17 protein-coding genes are annotated in these 16943 nt (G+C 72.6%); 5 read left to right on the forward strand and 12 right to left on the reverse strand.

The window, feature by feature from the left end:
* Window positions 1-45: 45 nt before the first annotated feature.
* The 10 genes from ACWEN6_RS06750 to ACWEN6_RS06795 all read right to left on the reverse strand — a co-directional run bounded on the left by ACWEN6_RS06750 (window position 46) and on the right by ACWEN6_RS06795 (window position 10495).
* Complete coding sequence (locus ACWEN6_RS06750; protein ID WP_354923197.1) at window positions 46-648, reverse strand: TlpA family protein disulfide reductase; 603 nt, start codon at window positions 646-648, stop codon at window positions 46-48.
* A 99-nt stretch (window positions 649-747) separates the two neighbouring features.
* A complete protein-coding gene (locus ACWEN6_RS06755) occupies window positions 748-1389 on the reverse strand; it encodes a histidine phosphatase family protein (protein WP_452569313.1) in 642 nt (213 codons plus the stop codon).
* A gap of 114 nt (window positions 1390-1503) precedes the next feature.
* Entirely contained in the window at window positions 1504-2487 is a 984-nt protein-coding gene (locus ACWEN6_RS06760) for a LysR family transcriptional regulator (protein WP_354837807.1), read from the reverse strand.
* A gap of 167 nt (window positions 2488-2654) precedes the next feature.
* Window positions 2655-3956 (reverse strand): glutamate-1-semialdehyde 2,1-aminomutase, encoded by a 1302-nt coding sequence (gene hemL, locus ACWEN6_RS06765; protein ID WP_452569314.1) that lies wholly within the window; start codon window positions 3954-3956, stop codon window positions 2655-2657.
* A gap of 76 nt (window positions 3957-4032) precedes the next feature.
* Window positions 4033-4686: a bifunctional DNA primase/polymerase gene (locus tag ACWEN6_RS06770; protein WP_354837803.1), complete on the reverse strand. Its 654-nt coding sequence runs from the start codon at window positions 4684-4686 to the stop codon at window positions 4033-4035.
* An 84-nt stretch (window positions 4687-4770) separates the two neighbouring features.
* Entirely contained in the window at window positions 4771-5760 is a 990-nt protein-coding gene (gene hemB, locus ACWEN6_RS06775) for a porphobilinogen synthase (RefSeq protein ID WP_452569315.1), read from the reverse strand.
* Window positions 5761-5854: 94 nt separating this feature from the next.
* Entirely contained in the window at window positions 5855-7387 is a 1533-nt protein-coding gene (locus ACWEN6_RS06780; RefSeq protein WP_354923332.1) for a bifunctional uroporphyrinogen-III C-methyltransferase/uroporphyrinogen-III synthase, read from the reverse strand.
* Between the two features lie 119 nt (window positions 7388-7506).
* Window positions 7507-8436, reverse strand: a complete 930-nt coding sequence (gene hemC / locus ACWEN6_RS06785; protein WP_452569316.1) for a hydroxymethylbilane synthase — start codon at window positions 8434-8436, stop codon at window positions 7507-7509.
* Window positions 8433-9791, reverse strand: a complete 1359-nt coding sequence (locus ACWEN6_RS06790; protein WP_452569317.1) for a glutamyl-tRNA reductase — start codon at window positions 9789-9791, stop codon at window positions 8433-8435. Before ACWEN6_RS06790 ends, hemC begins: the two co-directional genes overlap by 4 nt.
* Window positions 9788-10495, reverse strand: a complete 708-nt coding sequence (locus ACWEN6_RS06795) for a redox-sensing transcriptional repressor Rex (RefSeq protein ID WP_452569318.1) — start codon at window positions 10493-10495, stop codon at window positions 9788-9790. The genes ACWEN6_RS06790 and ACWEN6_RS06795 overlap by 4 nt, the downstream gene beginning before the upstream one ends.
* A 231-nt stretch (window positions 10496-10726) precedes the next feature.
* On the opposite strand from ACWEN6_RS06795, the gene ACWEN6_RS06800 reads away from it, so the two are divergent.
* Window positions 10727-10975 (forward strand): glutaredoxin family protein, encoded by a 249-nt coding sequence (locus ACWEN6_RS06800; RefSeq protein WP_452569319.1) that lies wholly within the window; start codon window positions 10727-10729, stop codon window positions 10973-10975.
* A gap of 21 nt (window positions 10976-10996) precedes the next feature.
* Here ACWEN6_RS06800 and ACWEN6_RS06805 read toward each other — a convergent pair whose 3' ends face one another.
* Complete coding sequence (locus ACWEN6_RS06805) at window positions 10997-12661, reverse strand: antibiotic biosynthesis monooxygenase (protein WP_452569320.1); 1665 nt, start codon at window positions 12659-12661, stop codon at window positions 10997-10999.
* A gap of 176 nt (window positions 12662-12837) precedes the next feature.
* On the opposite strand from ACWEN6_RS06805, the gene ACWEN6_RS06810 reads away from it, so the two are divergent.
* The 4 genes from ACWEN6_RS06810 (at window position 12838) to thyX (ending at window position 16169) form a co-directional block, all read left to right on the forward strand.
* The gene (locus tag ACWEN6_RS06810; RefSeq protein WP_452569321.1) at window positions 12838-13491 is read left to right on the forward strand and encodes a sigma-70 family RNA polymerase sigma factor; all 654 of its coding nucleotides are present in this window, start codon (window positions 12838-12840) and stop codon (window positions 13489-13491) included.
* 216 nt (window positions 13492-13707) lie between these two features.
* On the forward strand, window positions 13708-14301 hold the full coding sequence (locus ACWEN6_RS06815) for a DUF5667 domain-containing protein (protein WP_354837787.1): 594 nt from the start codon (window positions 13708-13710) through the stop codon (window positions 14299-14301).
* A 131-nt stretch (window positions 14302-14432) separates the two neighbouring features.
* Window positions 14433-15299, forward strand: a complete 867-nt coding sequence (locus ACWEN6_RS06820; protein WP_452569322.1) for an HAD family hydrolase — start codon at window positions 14433-14435, stop codon at window positions 15297-15299.
* A gap of 84 nt (window positions 15300-15383) precedes the next feature.
* Window positions 15384-16169: an FAD-dependent thymidylate synthase gene (gene thyX / locus ACWEN6_RS06825; protein ID WP_354923176.1), complete on the forward strand. Its 786-nt coding sequence runs from the start codon at window positions 15384-15386 to the stop codon at window positions 16167-16169.
* 110 nt (window positions 16170-16279) lie between these two features.
* Here thyX and ACWEN6_RS06830 read toward each other — a convergent pair whose 3' ends face one another.
* The gene (locus ACWEN6_RS06830; protein ID WP_452569323.1) at window positions 16280-16825 is read right to left on the reverse strand and encodes a TetR/AcrR family transcriptional regulator; all 546 of its coding nucleotides are present in this window, start codon (window positions 16823-16825) and stop codon (window positions 16280-16282) included.
* Between the last annotated feature and the right edge of the window lie 118 nt (window positions 16826-16943).

The raw sequence follows: 16943 nt of genomic DNA on the forward strand, positions 1-16943 counted from the left end.
GCTCACGGCGCACCCCGCCGGGCGGGGCGCGCGGCGGCGCGGCGGCTACTTCTCATCGCTGACCTTGGTCACCACGTTCATCAGATCGGAGTAGCGGACCTCTCCCAGCGCTCGCGCGGCGACCCGGCCCTGCCGGTCGAGCACGAGGGTGGAGGGGATCGCCGCCGGGTTGACCATGCCGCGGAAGGCCAGCGCGACCTTGCCCGGCTGGTCGTACAGGCTCGGGTAGCCGGGCTGCTGGGTGCGCTGGAAGGCCAGCGCCTGCGCCTTGTCGTCCTTCGCGTCCACCCCGAGGAACTGCACGCCGCGAGCCTTGGTCTTGGCCGCGACGTCCTTCAGGACCGGGGCCTCGCCGCGGCAGGGCCCGCACCAAGAGGCCCAGAAGTTGAGCACGACGACCTTGCCCTTGTGGTCGGCGAGCGCGGTCGCGGCGCCGTCCAGGGTCTGGCCCTCGATGGCCGGGGCCGCCTGCCGCTCGGCGGCGGGCACCACGCGCATGCTGCCGTCGCCGGCGACGAAGCGCGTGTCGCCGGACTGCGGCTGCGAGGAGGACCCCTGGCCGCCGGCGCATCCCGCCAGCGCCGCCGCGACCAGCAGCGCGGTGACGAAGGCACGCGACCTCGAGGACCTGGTGGACACCGTGGACACGGAGCAGGGTCTCCTTGTACTACAAGAGGTAGAGCTTCAAACCCTACCCAGCGCACCGCACGCCCTCGAAATCGGGGCACGGGGCGCGCGGACGTCCGGCTAGCGCCGCTTGGGGGCGCCGAGCGACCCGGAGGGCTTCACGAGCGAGGCCGCCGGCTCGCTGTAGCCCACGCTCGCCAGCCGGTCGCCCTCGAAGGTGAAGCTCGTCAGGCTCGCCAGGGCGCACTGGCGGCGGCGCGGGTCGTGCCAGAGCCGCCGGCCCTCGGCGGCCAGCCGGATCACCCAGATCGGGAGCTGGTGGCTCACCATCACCACCTCGTGGCCCCTGCCCTCGGCGCGGGCGGCGTCGATGGCCGCGCGCATGCGCCGGACGATCTCGACGTACGGCTCGCCCCAGGACGGCCGGGCCGGGTTCCACATGTGCCGCAGGTTGCGCGGCGCGCGGAACATGCCGCCGATGACGTGGCCCTGGAAGAGGTTGTCGGCCTCGATCAGCCGCTCGTCGGTTTTGATCGGCAGGTCGAGGGTCTGCGCGATCGGGCTCGCGGTCTCCTGCGCCCGTTCGAGCGGGGAGCTGTAGAGCACGGTGATGTCGCGGCCCGCGAGGGCCTTGGCCACCAGCTCGGCCATGGAGCGGCCGTTCTCGGAGAGGTGGTATCCGGGCAGCCTGCCGTAGAGCAGGTTCTGGGGATTGTGCACCTCTCCGTGCCGGAGCAGGTGGACAACGGTGCTTTCAGTCATGACGGACACCAGACTACTGGTCCGGCCTCAACGCGCCATGCCGAGCCGAGCCCGGCGCGGCCCGGCGCGGCCCGGCGCGGCCAGCGTGGCCCGGCGCCGCGGGGGCGCTCGCCGTCAGGAGGACGCCGGGTGGAGCCCGCCCGCCTCGGCCGGGGACGGCCCCGCCGCCTGGCCGGAGTCGCCGGAGACCGGCACCAGCCCCGGCGGTGGGGCCATCTGCCGCAGCACCTCCACGGCAGCGCGGATCGCCGGGCGGCGGGCCGCGTCCGTGCGCCACACGGCGTAGATGCGCCGGGTGGGACGGGGCCTGATCGGCACGATGGCGACCTGCGCCGGGACGTGGTCACGGCCGAGGCGCGGCACGATGGCGCAGCCGTGGCCGGCCGCCACCAGCGCCGTCTGCGTCGGGTACTCGTCGGCCATACAGGAGAACTCCGGCTCCAGCGACGCCGTGCGCAGGGTGAACACCAGCCAGTCGTGGCAGACGGTGCCGGGTGAGGAGCTGATCCACCGCTCGCCGTGCAGCTCGGCCAGGTCGATCTCGCGGCGGCCCGCGAGCGGGTGGGAGGCCGGGAGCACCACGTCGGCCACGTCGTCGAGCAGCGAGGCCCGCGACAGGCCCTCGGGGATCGCCATCGGGCGGTTCAGCCAGTCCTGCACGATGGCGAGATCGAGCTCGCCGCGCGACACCTCGCGGATCTGCCGTTCGGGCTCGCGCTCGTGGAGCACCAGGTCCAGGTCGGGATGGCGCTGCTTGAGCTCGCTGAGCGCCCCGGGGAGCAGCCCGCGGGCGGCCGTCGGGAAGGCGGCCATGACCAGCCGCCCGACCACCGCCCCGCGCAGCGCCTCGAAGTCGGCCTCGGCGGTCTCGACGAGCGCGAGGATGCGCTCGGCGTGCTCGGCGAGCAGCCCGGCGGCGTCGGTGAGCTTGACGCCGCGGCCGCTGCGCTCCATGAGCCGGGCCCCGGTCTCGCGCTCGAGCTTGGCGATCTGCTGAGAGATGGCCGAAGGCGTCACCATCAACGCCTCGGCCGCGGCGCCGACCGACCCGTACACCGACACCGCGTGCAGCGCCTTCAAGCGATGGAGATCGAGCATAAAGCGATGCTAAATCATCCGGCCGGAAAATGGCGCTCACACTGAACCGCGGCGCTCCGCGTAACGGGACTCTCCGCCGTAACGGGACTCTCCGCGTGGCGGAGCGCCCGGCGTAACCGGCGCTTCGCGAACGCGCCGCCGGGTCGTTCCGCAGAGGCGCCGCCGGGTCAGCCCGCGGAGGCGGCCGCGGCCGCCTTGGCCGCGGCGGGCAGCGCCTCGGCCACCCGGGTCACGGCCTCCTCGTCGTGGGCGGCGGACAGGAACCACGCCTCGTACGCCGAGGGCGGCAGGTAGACGCCCTGGTCGAGCATGGAGTGGAAGAAGGCGCGATAGGCGGCGGTGTCCTGGGTGCGCGCCCCGTCGAAGTCGGTGACCGGGGCATCGGTGAAGAACACCGAGAACAGGTTGCCCGCCCGCTGGAGCCGGTGCGGCACCCCGGCGGCGGCCAGCGCGTCCGACGCCGCCCGCCCGACGATCAGGGCGGCCGCGTCGACGCGGTCGTAGACCTCCTCGTCGCAGGCGCGCAGCGTCGCCAGCCCGGCCGCGCAGGCCAGCGGGTTACCCGACAGGGTGCCCGCCTGGTAGACCGGCCCCTCGGGCGCCAGGCGGCTCATGACCTCGGCGCGCCCGCCGAACGCCGCCGCCGGCAGGCCGCCGCCCATGACCTTGCCGAAGGTCATCAGGTCGGCCTCCACCGGCGCCAGGCCGTACCAGCCGGCGTCGGTGACCCGGAAGCCGGTGAGCACCTCGTCCACGATGAGCAGGGCGCCGTTCGCCGTGCACAGCTCGCGGAGCAGCTCGTTGAACCCCGGGGCGGGCGGCACCACGCCCATGTTCGCCGGGCACGCCTCGGTGATCACACAGGCGATGTCGCCGCCGTACGCGGCGAACGCCTCGCGCACCGCCTCGGGCGAGTTGTAGGGCAGGACGATGGTGTCGGCGGCGGAGGAGCCCGTGACGCCCGGGGTGTCGGGCAGGCCGAAGGTCACCACCCCTGACCCCGCGGCGGCGAGCAGCGCGTCGACGTGGCCGTGGTAGCACCCGGCGAACTTCACCACGCGCGAGCGCCCGGTGAACCCGCGCGCGAGCCGCACCGCCGACATGGTGGCCTCGGTGCCGGAGCTGACCAGCCGGACCTTCTCGACCGGCGCGACCCGGGAGACGATCTCCTCGGCCAGCTCGACCTCGCCGCGCGTCGCGGTGCCGAAGGACGTGCCGCGCGTGAGGGCCTGCGCGAGGGCCTCGACGACGGCGGGGTGCCGGTGGCCGAGGATCATCGGGCCCCAGGAGCACACCAGGTCGACGTAGCGGTTGCCGTCGGCGTCCACGATGTACGGGCCCTCGCCGGACTCCATGAACCGGGGCGTGCCACCGACGGCGCCGAAGGCGCGCACCGGGGAGTTGACGCCGCCGGGCACGACGGCACGGGCGCGCTCGAACAGGTCCTCTGAGATCTTCGTACGGCTCACGCGTCCAGGTTAGTCCCCGGCGGCGCCGGCCCTCGGCGAGCCCCGTGGACGCCGCGGGGGCCGCTCCCGGCGGGGGTCACTCGGCGGCGTCGGCCAGTCGGTCGAGGACGTGGAGCGGGTCGGGCAGGGGCCGGCCGTCGGGCGGGCGCAGCCAGCGGGCGTGCGAGCCGTCGGCCAGCGACGACGGCGGGGCCAGGACGTAGCTGTCGCGGCAGTGCCAGCGCAGGCCCGGGGTGTCCTCGATCGTCTCGGGGGTGTGGTCGAGGTGGCAGGACCACCACTCGTCCTCGTCTTCGGGGGCGCCACGCGTGGCCACATAGAAAAGGACCCGGTCGCCGTTGGCGGCGACCGGGCCCGTGGTGAAGTTCGCGGCGTCCATGGCGGCGAGGGCGGACTGGCCCGCCGTGGCCGGCACGTCGAAGACGTCGAACACCCTGCCGGTGGGGAGAATTACGTTCGCCTCGGGGTTCTGCTCCCACCATCGGGTGAGCAGCGCGGCGTCGGTGGTGGCCATCATCTTCCAGGCCGGGGAGATCGGGTGGACGCCCGGGTCGGGACAGCCGACCCGGTCACACGAGCAGGCGCGCGCGCCCTCGCGTAGCGGGTGGGCGCCCATACAGCTCGCCCAGCCCATCTCGGCGTACTCGAGCACCGAGGTGATCGCGTGTGCCTTCGCATGAGATCGCGCTCGCCTTTTCGCCCGGCGAGCCGCCAGCGGTACCCCCACCATCGTGTTCCTCCCCCACCCCTGCCTTTCACCGATGATGCACGATGGCGGCCGCCCAAGGTGAGCCGACCCCCGGAAAATGGCCCGTCAGGATAGTCTCCTGGCCACTTCGGTAGCCCAATAGGTGAGGATCATGTCCGCACCGGCGCGCCGGATGGCGATCAGCGACTCCATGATGATGCGGTCGCGGTCGATCCAGCCGTTGGCCGCCGCGGCCTCCACCATGGCGTACTCGCCGCTCACCTGGTAGGCGGCGACGGGCACGTCCACGCTGTCGCGCACCTGGCGCAGAATGTCCAGGTAGGCCAGCGCGGGCTTGACCATGACGGCGTCGGCGCCCTCGGCGAGGTCCAGGCGCACCTCGCGCAGCGCCTCGCCCACCGGCCCCGCAGGGTCCTGCTGGTAGGCGTTGCGGTCGCCGAACTGCGGAGCGCACTCGGCGGCCTCCCTGAAGGGCCCGTAGAAGCCCGAGGCGTACTTGGCCGAGTAGGCGAGGATCGGCACGCCCGAGAAGCCGTCGGCGTCCAGCGCGGCGCGGATGGCGCCCACCTGGCCGTCCATCATGCCGCTCGGCGCGATGACCTGCGAGCCGGCCCTGGCCTGGGCGACGGCCACCGAGGCGTAGCGCTCCAGCGTGGCGTCGTTGTCGACCTCGCCCGCGGCGGTCAGCACGCCGCAGTGCCCGTGGTCGGTGAACTCGTCCAGGCAGGTGTCGGTCATCACCACGACGGCGTCGCCGAGGTCGGCGCGCAGGTCGGCCACGGCCTTCTGGACGACGCCGTCCGGGTCGTCGCCGGCCGAGCCGCGGGCGTCCTTGACCTCGGGGATGCCGAACAGGATGAGGCCGCCCACGCCGGCCTCCGCGGCCTCGTGCGCGGCCTTGCGCAGCGAGTCGCGGGTGTGCTGGACCACGCCCGGCATCGACGAGACCGGCTGCGGCTCGGTGACGCCCTCCTTGACGAACATCGGCAGCACCAGCTCGGCCGGGTGCAGCCGGGTGCCCGCCACCATGCGCCGCATCGCCGGGCCGCTGCGCAGCCTGCGGGGCCGCGCGACGGGGAACTGCGCGTCGGTCATCTCATCTCCCACTCACCAGGCCGGTCTCGGCGACCCGCGCGCACGCGTTGACCTGGGGATCTCGGCTACGTCGGCGGCCCGGCCAGGCCGCCGGTCACTTGGCCCTCCGGCGGGCGCCCCTTCGGGTCTGTGAGGGCCGCCGGGGAACGTCGCCTGCGGCGAGGGCCGCCTGGCGCTGCTTGGCACCGTACTCGGCCAGGGCGGCCGCCAGTGCCGAAGCCGAAGGATTGTCGGCCATGATGTCCACGCGCAGGCCGAACTCCTCGGCGGTCTTGGCGGTCTGCGGCCCGATGACCGCGATGACCGTCACGTTGTGCGGCTTGCCGGCGATGCCGACCAGGTTGCGCACGGTGCTGGAGGAGGTGAACAGCACGGCGTCGAAGCCGCCGCCCTTGATCGCCTCGCGGATCGGCGCGGGCGGCGGGGCCGCCCGGACGGTGCGGTAGGCCGTGACGTCGTCGCACTCCCAGCCCAGCTCGGTGAGCCCGGCGATGAGCGTCTCGGTCGCGATGTCGGCGCGCGGCAGCAGCACGCGGTTGATCGGGTCGAGCATCGAGTCGTACGGCGGCCACTCGGCGAGCAGCCCCTCGGAGGAGTGCTCGCCCACCGGAACCAGGTCGGGTTTGACGCCGAACTCCACCAGCGCCCTGGAGGTCGCCTCGCCGACCGCCGCGACCTTGAGCCCGGCGAACGCCCGCGCGTCCAGGCCGTACTCCTCGAACTTCTCCCTGATCGCCTTGACGGCGTTGGCCGAGGTGAAGGCGACCCACTCGTAGCGGCCGGTGACCAGGCCCTTGATGGCGCGGTCCATCTGCTGCGGGGTGCGCGGCGGCTCCACGGAGATCGTCGGCACCTCCTCGGGCACCGCGCCGTACGAGCGGAGCTGCTCCGACAGCCCGGCGGACTGCTCCTTGGTGCGCGGCACCAGGACCCGCCAGCCGAACAGCGGCTTGTTCTCGAACCACGACAGCCGGTCGCGGGTGGCGACGGCGTCGCCGACGACGATGATCGCGGGCTCGGCGATGCCGGCGTGCTTGAGGTCGGCGGCGAGCCGGCCGAGCGAGGAGACCACGGTGTACTGCTCGGTGGTGGTGCCGCTCTGGGTGACCGCGACCGGCGTGCCGTCGGGCCTGCCCGCGGCCATCAGCGCCTTGGCGATCGGGACCGCCTCGCCGATGCCGTTGTAGATCACCACGGTGCCCGGGGCGGCGGCGTGGACCGACCAGTCGTCGACCCGCGCGGCGTCCACGACGCGGAACTCCGGCACCGCCACGGCGGGGGCGATGCCCGCGTAGGTCAGCACGGCCGTCGCGGGCGGCACGCCCGGCACGATCTCGAACTCGACGTCGGCCTTGGCGCACGCCGCGACCTCCTCCGACACCGAGGAGAAGAAGCCGGGGTCGCCGGCGCACAGCCGCACGACGTTGTACCCGGCCTTGGCCTCCTGCACGGCCTTGAGCGACACCGCGCCCATGTCGTCGGAGACGTCAACGACCTTGACGTCGTCGCGGCAGTGGCGCAGCAGGCCGCCGTAGGCCTCCTTGTCGAGCACGACGACGTCGGCCCGCGACAGCAGGTCGGCGCCGCGCAGGGTCAGGAGGTTCTCGTCCCCCGGCCCTGCGCCCACGAACGCCACGAAACCGGCGCGACCCCGGGCGTCGCCGTCACGGCCGCCCGTGGCCCGCGGCGCCCCCGTGGCCTCCGCGGTGCCGGGCTCGGTGGTCTTGCTGGTCTGGCTTCCGGAGCTCAATGGGTCCGCTCCCCCATCAACGTGCCGGCTCCCTCTGCGATCATGGCGGCCGCGAGGTCGCGACCGAGCTCCATGGCCGCCGAGGGATCACCGGCGGTGGACTTGCGCACCGACCGGGCGCCATCGATGGCGACCACGGTGGCGGTCAGGTTGAGAATGTGCCCGTCATCGGCCGCGTACGCACCTACGGGCGCGTGACAGCCGCCCTCCAGGGTGGCCAGCAGGGCGCGCTCGGCGGTGACGGCCGCGCGGGTGCGCGGGTCGTCCAGGACGGCGAGCAGCTCGACGAGGGCGGCGTCGTCGGCGCGGCACTCCACCGCGAGGGCCCCCTGGCCCGGCGCGGGAAGCATCTCGTCGACGTCGAAAAGCTGGGAGATCTCGGCCTCGCGGCCGATGCGCCCGAGCCCGGCGGCGGCCAGCACGACGGCGCTGAGCTCACCGGAGGAGACCTTGCCGATGCGGGTGTCGGCGTTGCCGCGGATCGGGACGTAGTCGAGGTCGGGGCGCAGCAGGCGGAGCTGGGCCACCCGGCGCGGGGAGCCGGTGCCCACGCGGGCGCCGGGCGGGAGGTCGGCGAGCCCGGCCGGGCCGACGAGCGCGTCGCGCGGGTCGTCCCTGGGCGGGATGGCCGCGACGACCACGCGCGGGTCGGGCTTGGTCGGAAGATCCTTCAGGGAGTGGACCGCGAAGTCGATGTCGCCCGCGATGAGCTTGTCGCGCAGGGCGCTGACGAACACGCCGGTGCCGCCGAGCTGCGCGAGCTGGGTCTTGGTGACGTCGCCGAAGGTCGTGACGCCGACCAGCTCGACGGTGTGCCCGGTCAGCGCGGTGAGCCGGTCGGCCACCTGCCCCGACTGGGTCGTGGCCATCAGGCTCCTGCGGGTGCCCAGGCGCAGGACGCCGAGTTTCAGGGCCTCGCCGCTCATGCGTCCTCCTCGCCTGCGTGACCGGTGCCCCCGGTCTCGACGGTCTCCACCTCGGCCACGTCGGCCCTCGTCACCGCCTCCGGCACCTTCGGGTTCAGGTCGAACAGCTCGCGCAGCGCCTCGGCATAATGATCACCCGCCGGGGACGCGGCCAACCGCTTGACACGCACCGTCGGCTCGTGGAGCAGTTTGTCCACGACCCTGCGGACGGTCTGCGCGATCTCGCCGCGCACCCGCTCGTCCATCTCGGGCACCCGGGTGACCAGGCGTCCGAGCTCGGCCTCCACGACGTCGGCGGCCTTGGACCGCAGGGCCACCACCGTCGGGGTGACCTTGGCCGCGCGCTCGGCGCGCAGGTAGGCGCACACCTCGGCCGCCACGATGGCCCGGACCGCGGCGACGCCCTCGGAGACGCCGTCGCCGCCGTCGGCCTGGTCGCCGAGCCCGGCCTGCTGCATGGACTCCAGGTCGACCAGGGTGACGCCGGGAACGGTGCGGACGCCGGGGTCCACGTCGTGTGGAAGCGCGAGGTCGAGCAGGAACAGCGGCTTGCCGCGCGGAACCCGCGCCACCATTTCGGTGTCGATGACAACGCTACCTGCTCCGGTGCATGAAATGACCAGGTCGGCGGCGGCGAGCTCGCGCTCGACGTCCGACAGCTCGACCGCACGGCCGCCGACGCTCTGCGCCAGGCGCGCGGCCCGCTCGAAGGTGCGGTTGGCCACCACGATGTCGGTCACGCCGGCCCGGCCGAGGGTCGCCGTGGACAGCGCGCTCATCGAGCCCGCGCCCACCACCAGCGCCCGCCTGCCCTGCAGGGGGCCGAGGACCCGTTCGGCCAGAGTGAGGCCCACGCCGACCAGCGACGCGCCCGCGCGGTCGATGCCGGTCTCGGTGTGGGCGCGCTTGCCGACGCGCAGTGCCTGCTGGGCCAGCTCGTTCAAGATGGTGCCCGCGGTGCCCTGCTCCTGGGCCAGGCGCAGCGACTGGCGCACCTGGCCGAGGATCTGCCCCTCGCCGACGACCATGGAGTCAAGGCCGCAGGCCACCGTGAACAGGTGCTCGACCACCCTGTCCTCGTAGTGGACGTACAGGTGGCGGGTGAGCTGCTCCTGGGGGACGCCGGAGTGCGCGCCGAGCATGCCGGTGACCGCGGTGACGCCGCCGTGGAAGCGGTCGACCTCGGCGTACACCTCGACCCGGTTGCAGGTGGAGACGATCATCACCTCGGACACGTGCTCGTCGCGGGCGATGTCGTGCAGCAGCTTCACTAAGGCGTCCCCGGACGCCGAGACGCGTTCGAGCAGCGCTACCGGCGCCGTCCGGTGGCTGAGACCTACCGCGAGAAGGCTCATGCGTCCATCGCCTCGGCCCAGTCCTCGGCCATCATGGGGCTCCCTGTTTCACGATCCGCTTTGCGCTGCTCATGGAACGCAAGAATCTGCAGTTCGGTCGAGAGGTCGACCTTGCGGACATCGACTCCGTCAGGCACGGTGAGCACGACGGGGGCGAAGTTCAAGATACTCGTGATCCCGGCCGCGATGACCCGGTCGGCCACCTGCTGGGCGGCCGCCGCGGGCGTCGCGATGACCACGATGGACACCCCCCGCTTGTCGATCACGCTTTCCAGCTCGTCTGTGTGCTGCACGGCCATCCCCACGAGCTGCTCGCCGACCACGGCCGAGTCGGCGTCGAACAGCGCGGCCACCCGGAACCCCCGGGAGACGAACCCCCCATAGGCGGCGAGCGCGCGGCCGAGGTTGCCGACCCCGACGATGGCCACGGCCCAGTCCTGCGTCAGGCCCAGCTCGCGGGAGATCTGGTAGATCAGGTATTGGACGTCGTAGCCGACGCCGCGCGTCCCGTAAGACCCCAGGTGCGACAGGTCCTTGCGGAGCTTGGCGGAGTTCACCCCTGCGGCGACGGCCAGGTCTTCCGAGCTTACGGTGGCCGTGCCCCGTTCCGCGAGTCCGTTCAACGCGCGCAGGTAGAGCGGCAGCCGCGCGACGGTCGCATCGGGGATGCCACGTTCGCGCGCGTGGGACGGGCGGCGGGTCACTTGACCGGAGCTCCAGGGGACGGGCGGCCGGTGCGCCCCGGCCGCGCTCGCGTTGCGACGGATGTCGAGGAGAAGGGCGCAGGCATCCAGGTTAGTACCTTTGTGAAGCTATGCACAAAGTGCGAGCGCCTCCTCTCGGGTCCCAACTGTCGCAGCTAGGGGTGGTGGTCCCCGATCCGGCCCCGCCACTGTGATCGGTCGCACAGAGGGGGGTGCCGTTAGGCTGGGTCCATGCCTCCGCGCGACCACACGATCACCCTGCTCGGCAAACCCGGCTGCCACCTGTGCGACGACGCCAGGGCCGTCATCGAGAAGGTGGCGGCGGAGCTCGGGGTCGCCTGGGAGGAACGCGACATCACCGCCTCCGAGGATGACCAGGCCGCCTACTGGGAGATGATCCCGGTCACCCTCATCGACGGCGTCCAGCACGACTTCTGGCGCGTCGAGGAGGCGCGCCTGCGCGCCGCCCTGTCCGCCTGACGCCACCTGCCCCAAGCCCGGCTAGACCCTGAAGGCGGTCGGGAGGGGGACGACCTTGGCGGCGTTGACGTTGAGCTCGATGACGTTGGCGGCCAGCACATGGGCCACCCGCTCGCGGGCGAAGCGCTCCATGTGCGCCTGGCGCTGGTGCTCGCTGAAGGCCACCTCGTCCCGGTAGAGCTCGTACACGATGCGCTGCAGCGGGGCCGACTTGACCGCGTGGCAGACGAAGATCAGCGTGTCGGGCTCGCTGCGCTGCACGGCCTCGACGGTCTCCTCCGCCAGCCGGTCGAACGCCTCACCCGACCCGTCGATCAGCGTGAACACGGTGAGCAGGCCATAGATGCTCGGCGAGGGCCGCACGGACGGGCCCGAGGGCAGCGGCGACTCGCCCCGGCGTCCGCCGGCGACGGGGATGTCCGGCCGGCCGAGGGTCTGGTTGATCTCGTTGCTGTTGAACAGCATGCCGGTGGCCGGCATCGCGGCGTCCGGCCCCGGGGCGCGGTGCGAGCCGTTCGGCCCGGCGAGGCCGGCGGCGGGGTCGAAGGGTCCCCGCCCGTGCTGCCCGGCCGGGTCGCCGGCCCCCGGCCCCTGATGGCCGCCCGCCGGGCGGCCCGGCGCTCCCGGCATGGGCGAGCCGTACGGGCCCGCGAGCCCCGGCGCGCCCTGCCCCGGAGCGCCCTGCCCCGGAGCGCCGCCCGGGGCGTCGGGGTTGATGAACTCGCCGGTCATCGGACCGCCATAGCCGCCCTGGCCACCGGGCCCACCCTGGCCCCCCGCCCCGCCGAAGCCGCCGGAGGGCTGCATGCGGGCCGCGTAGTCGACGTCGCCCGGGTCGTTGGCGCGGTACTCGGCCACCAGGTCGCCGAGCCCGGAGCGGCGCGGCGGCGACATCGCCGGAGTCGCCGGCAGCGGCCCCGACGACTCGTAGGGGGCCTCGGGCTCGGCGGCCCGGCGGCGCGCGGTGGGACGCGCGTCGTCCCAGTCGTCGTCAGGGCCGTCGCGATCCTCGTCGTAGGGGGCGAGGGGGCGGGCGACGGCGTACCAGACGGCCCCGACCATGAGGATGGTCACCAGGGCCGCGAACACGCCGGGGATCGCGAAGCGCACGGCGCCCACCAGGGCGAGGCCCGTGGGCGCCAGCACCACGCCGGCGTGCATGTTGTCGGCGTCCACGTCGTCGCCGCCGCGCCAGCGCAGGACGGCGAGGATCAGGCAGCCGATGAGGATCAGATAGATGATGGCGTGGGCGGCGTTCAGCAGGGCCGTCGGGATGATCGTCCAGTGGGTGTCCCCGAGCGGCAGGGTCGTGGTGAACTTCTCGGGGTTGCTCACCGGGTCGAGGATCAGGATGACCGTGGTGATCAACGTGAAGGCAATGCCGAGAAGCCAGGCGGCGAACTTCGCGGGGGCTTTCACGGCGAGCATCTGGATCATGCCTATGGCCAGCCAGAACGGCGCGAGGAACGCCCCGGTGATCTGGTAGACCCTGAAGGTCACGGGCCCGAACCTCATCAGGTGCCCGATGGCGACGGCGCCCAGGGCCAGGCAGAGCGCCGAGGTGGTGACGGTCCAGGCGATGAGCCAGCCGCTCCGGTCGTCCCTGAGACGTCCGACCAGGATGCCAGTGGTGATGGCGGCGAACAGCGCACCCGCGAAGGCGGTGACGGCAACGACGGCTTCCATGATGGCCCCAACTCTGCCGGACATTACCTCCAAACCGGTAGCCGGTGTCCGAAGTGCCACAGCACTCCTGTTACGCGTGGTAGTTACTGAGGCAAAGTGGATTGTGTAATTTCCCGATGATTTCTAGAGTGTTCGAGCACGCACGCGCCCTTCCCTTTGCTCCCCAGGGATACCGGATGTCGAACTCATGGTCGGTCGCCGGGCTTTCCCCACCAGGATCGGCCGACACAGTGAACCCCACCCGCGCCGCCGCCGAGCAGCGCGAACGTCCCTCCCCGGACGCCGACGAACTGCGCAGGATCGTCCTGCGCGCCAAGACCGGCGACGCGGACGCCTTCGCGGCGCTGTACGACCGCTACGTCGATCTCGTCTATCGCTATGTCTACTTCCGGGTGGGCGGCCACGCGCTGGCGGAGGACATCACCAGCGAGACGTTCCTGCGGGCCCTGCGGCGCATCGCCGACTTCACCTGGCAGGGCAGGGACTTCGGCGCGTGGCTGGTGACCATCGCCAGGAACCTGGTGGCCGACCATTTCAAGTCCGGCCGCTACCGCATGGAGGTGTCCACCGCCGAGGTGCTGGACACTCCCATGGACGGGCCGCACATCCCGGAGAACGCGGTGGTGGCGACCATGGTCAGCGAGAGCGTCCTGCGGGCCGTCCGCGACCTCAATCCCGAGCAGCAGGAGTGCGTGGTCCTGCGCTTCCTGCACGGCATGTCGCTGGCCGAGACGGCGCTGATCATGGGCAAGAAGAGCGGCGCGATCAAGGCCCTGCAGTTCCGCGCGGTCCGCGCGCTCGCCAGGGCTCTTCCGGACGATCTCAATTGATCTAGGGTGACCCTCGCGAGGGATCTCCGGCCGGCGGGGCGGCCGTAACCTGATGGCTCCCCGCATCGTTGGGCATGTAGCACCTATGGATCATCGTAGTGGGCGCGGCAGGGAGCTTTCATGGGCAAGTGGGGGCCTACGCGGTGGCCGCACAGGCGTTCGTCCGCCGGCAGCCGTCGGCGCCCTCAACCCCATTTCGCGGCCCGGCTCCGCGCGATGGGCGCCGAGCCCGCCCACGGCCCGAGCCCCGACTTCCGCGCCCGGCTCCGCGAGGAGATCCTGGCCGCCCAGGTCACCGGCCCCGATCTCGAGCCGGACACCGGGCGGCGCCGTCGCCGCCCCCCGCTCCTCGTCCGGCTCCGGCCGGGCGCGCTGATCGTCGCCCTGACCGCCGTGATGGTGGTCACCGGGGTCCAGACCTACGCCTCGGTGCCCGGCGACAACCTCTACCCGATCAAGCGGGCCGCCGAGGCCACCGTGCTGAGCCTCACCACCGACGACATCGAACGCGCCCAGCGCGAGCTGACGGCCGCCCACTCCCGCGCCACCGAGGCCGCCGCGCTGCTCGGCTACCCCGACTCCCGGCGTGAGCGGCTCATCGGGCCCACCCTGGACGAGATGACCTCCACCACCCGGTCGGCGCTGTCGGCGCTCGGGCACGTCAAGCGGCAGGGGACGCACGCCCCGGCGCTCAAGCGCTTCACCAAGGAACAGCGTGACGTCGTCGAGCCGATGATCCCCCAGCTCGGCGGCGACGACCGCATGAAGGCCAGCGCCTACCTCGACATGATCGAGGACATGACCCCCTGACGGGCCCTACGACCCACACGAAGGGCGGTGCGGCAGGCCCTTCCGTACGCCGCCGCGCGCCCGAGCCGTCACGCCACGCTAACGCGATGTACACCGACTCCACCCCCTTCTCCCGGTTAAGCTGAGGTGCTATGAGGCGGTTACTGCGACGGCACACCGAGGCCGAGATAGCCGGGGAGGTCGCCGCGGCGGCGGCGGTGTCATGGCCGGTCGCCGAGCCCGACCCCACCGCCGCGGCCTTCTTCGACGTCGACAACACGATGATGCGCGGCGCCTCGATCTACCACTTCGCCCGCGGGCTCGCCTCCCGCGGGCTGTTCACCACCAAGGACCTGGTGATGTTCGCGCTCGGCCAGGCCCTGTTCCGGGTGCGCGGCAACGAGAACCCCGAGCACATCGCCCGGGCGAAGGAGACCGCTCTGGCGTTCGTCGTCGGCCTCAAGGTGGACGACGTCGTGCGCCTCGGCGAGGAGATCTACGACGAGGTCATGGCCGACCGCATCTGGGCCGGCACCCGCGCGCTCGCGCAGAGCCATCTGGACAACGGCCAGCGCGTCTGGCTGGTGACCGCCACCCCGGTCGAGCTGTCCCGCGTGATCGCCCAGCGCCTCGGGCTGACCGGCGCGCTCGGCACGGTCGCCGAGACCGAGAACGGCGTCTACACCGGCCGCCTCGTGGGCGACCTGCTGCACGGCCCCGCCAAGGCCGAGGCGGTCAAGGCGCTGGCCCGCCGTGAGGGCCTGGACCTGTCGCGCTGCACCGCTTACAGCGACTCCGCCAACGACCTGCCCCTGCTCCAGCTCGTCGGCCACCCGATCGCGGTGAACCCCGACAGCCTGCTGCTCGAGCACGCCAGGCAGAACGAGTGGTCGGTCAAGGACTTCCGCACCGGCCGCAGGGCCACCATGATCGGGCTTCCCATCGCGGCGGGCGCGGGCGCCGTGGCGGGCGGCGTCGCCGCCGCCATCGCCCTCAGGAAGCACTACCGCTCCGCCTGAGCCGACCGTCCGTGGGCGGCGCGGCGAGCAGGCATGGCAGACTCGTGGCGGCCGTTTTCCGGAAAGTCGCCGCGGAGGATCACCTTGCGTCACGTGGAGCCCGAGGTCCGTCTCATCGCCCGCCCCCGGCTGGACTACGACGAGGTCGCCGGCTATCTCGCCGAGGTGGGCGGGGACAACTGGCTTGAGAGGGTCGACCGCGGCGATCTGGACGACGCGCAGAACCTCGCCGAGTTCGCCGGGCGCATCTGCTACCGCTCCTGGGAGCCGGGGCTGAACCCCAACGTCACCCGCATCCGCACCGACCAGGAGGACTACCTCCGCAACATCCTGGCCAGCGCCCATGGCTCGGTGCTGGAGCACGTGAGCTTCTCGTTCGTCCTGCACGACGTCAGCAGGGTGGCCACGCACGAACTGGTCCGCCACCGGGCCGGCACGGCGGTCTCGCAGGAGTCGCTGCGCTTCGTGCGGCTGGACGACCTGCCGTTCTGGTTCCCCCAGTGGGCCCTCGCCGATCCGGAGCTGATGGAACGGGCGAGCGAGCTGCTCGGGCGGATGGAGGAGTTCCAGCACTGGATGGCCGGCCACTTCGGGCTGGACGAGCAGGGCGTGCCTTTCGGCGAGAAGAAGGCCAAGACCTCCTTCATGCGGCGCTTCGCGCCCGAGGGCCTGGCCACCGGCATGGTGTGGACCGCCAACGTGCGCACCCTTCGGCACGTCATCGAGAACCGCACGGCGGCGGGGGCCGAGGAGGAGATCCGGCTGATCTTCGGCAAGGTCGGCGAGCTGATGGCCAAGGAGGCCCCCGCCCTGTTCGGCGACTACACCGTCGAGAACGGCGTCTGGACCCCCGGCTGGCGCAAGGTCTGACCTCGACGACGCCGCCCGGCCCTCGGGTCCGGCCCCTGCGACCGCCGGCCTTCGATCCCCGCACGCCGGCTTGGGAACTCCGCACCGCCGGCTTTCGACGCCGCGGCCGCCTATCGCCGGCCGAGGCCGTTGAGCAGCGTGTCCACGACGAGATCGGCGGCCCGGGGCGGCTCCAGCTCGCGGAACCGGTGGGCGGCGGCGTCGACGAGGTCGTCCAGGGTGGCGCGGGCCCAGGCGACCGGCACGTCCCCGCGCAGCAGCCCCTCGTCGGCCGCCCGCTGGACGAACCTATCGAGCCGCGCGCTCTGCGCCTGTCTGCGGACGCTCGCGGCCGGATCGGCGCGCATCATCTTGCGCACGTCCACCGGCCACTCGCGGCTCACCGGGACGATGCCCTCCACGTAGCGGTGCAGCGCCACCGCCACCGGGGCCTCCACCAGCCGGGCCTCGTCCAGCACGCGCTCCGCGGAGTCGAGCTTGGCCTGGAAGACGGCGGCGAGCAGGGCCTCACGGGTGGGGAAGCGCCGGTAGACGGTGCGCCGGTCGACCCCGGCCTCGGCGGCGATCGTGCCCATGCTGGTCGAGGGGTCCTCGGCCAGCAGGCGGGCGCCGGTGCGCAGGACCGCGTCCAGGTTGCGCGCGGCATCAGCTCTCATGACTTCGCCACTCTACCCGTGTGTGGCACATCACGTTCTCTCCGACTCAGCGACGGGGCATAAAGTGGCGTTACTGTCACGTTAGTGTGTCAGTTGGCGAAGCGACGACGCATCGCCC

This window comes from Sphaerisporangium sp. NPDC004334 (assembly GCF_053602655.1).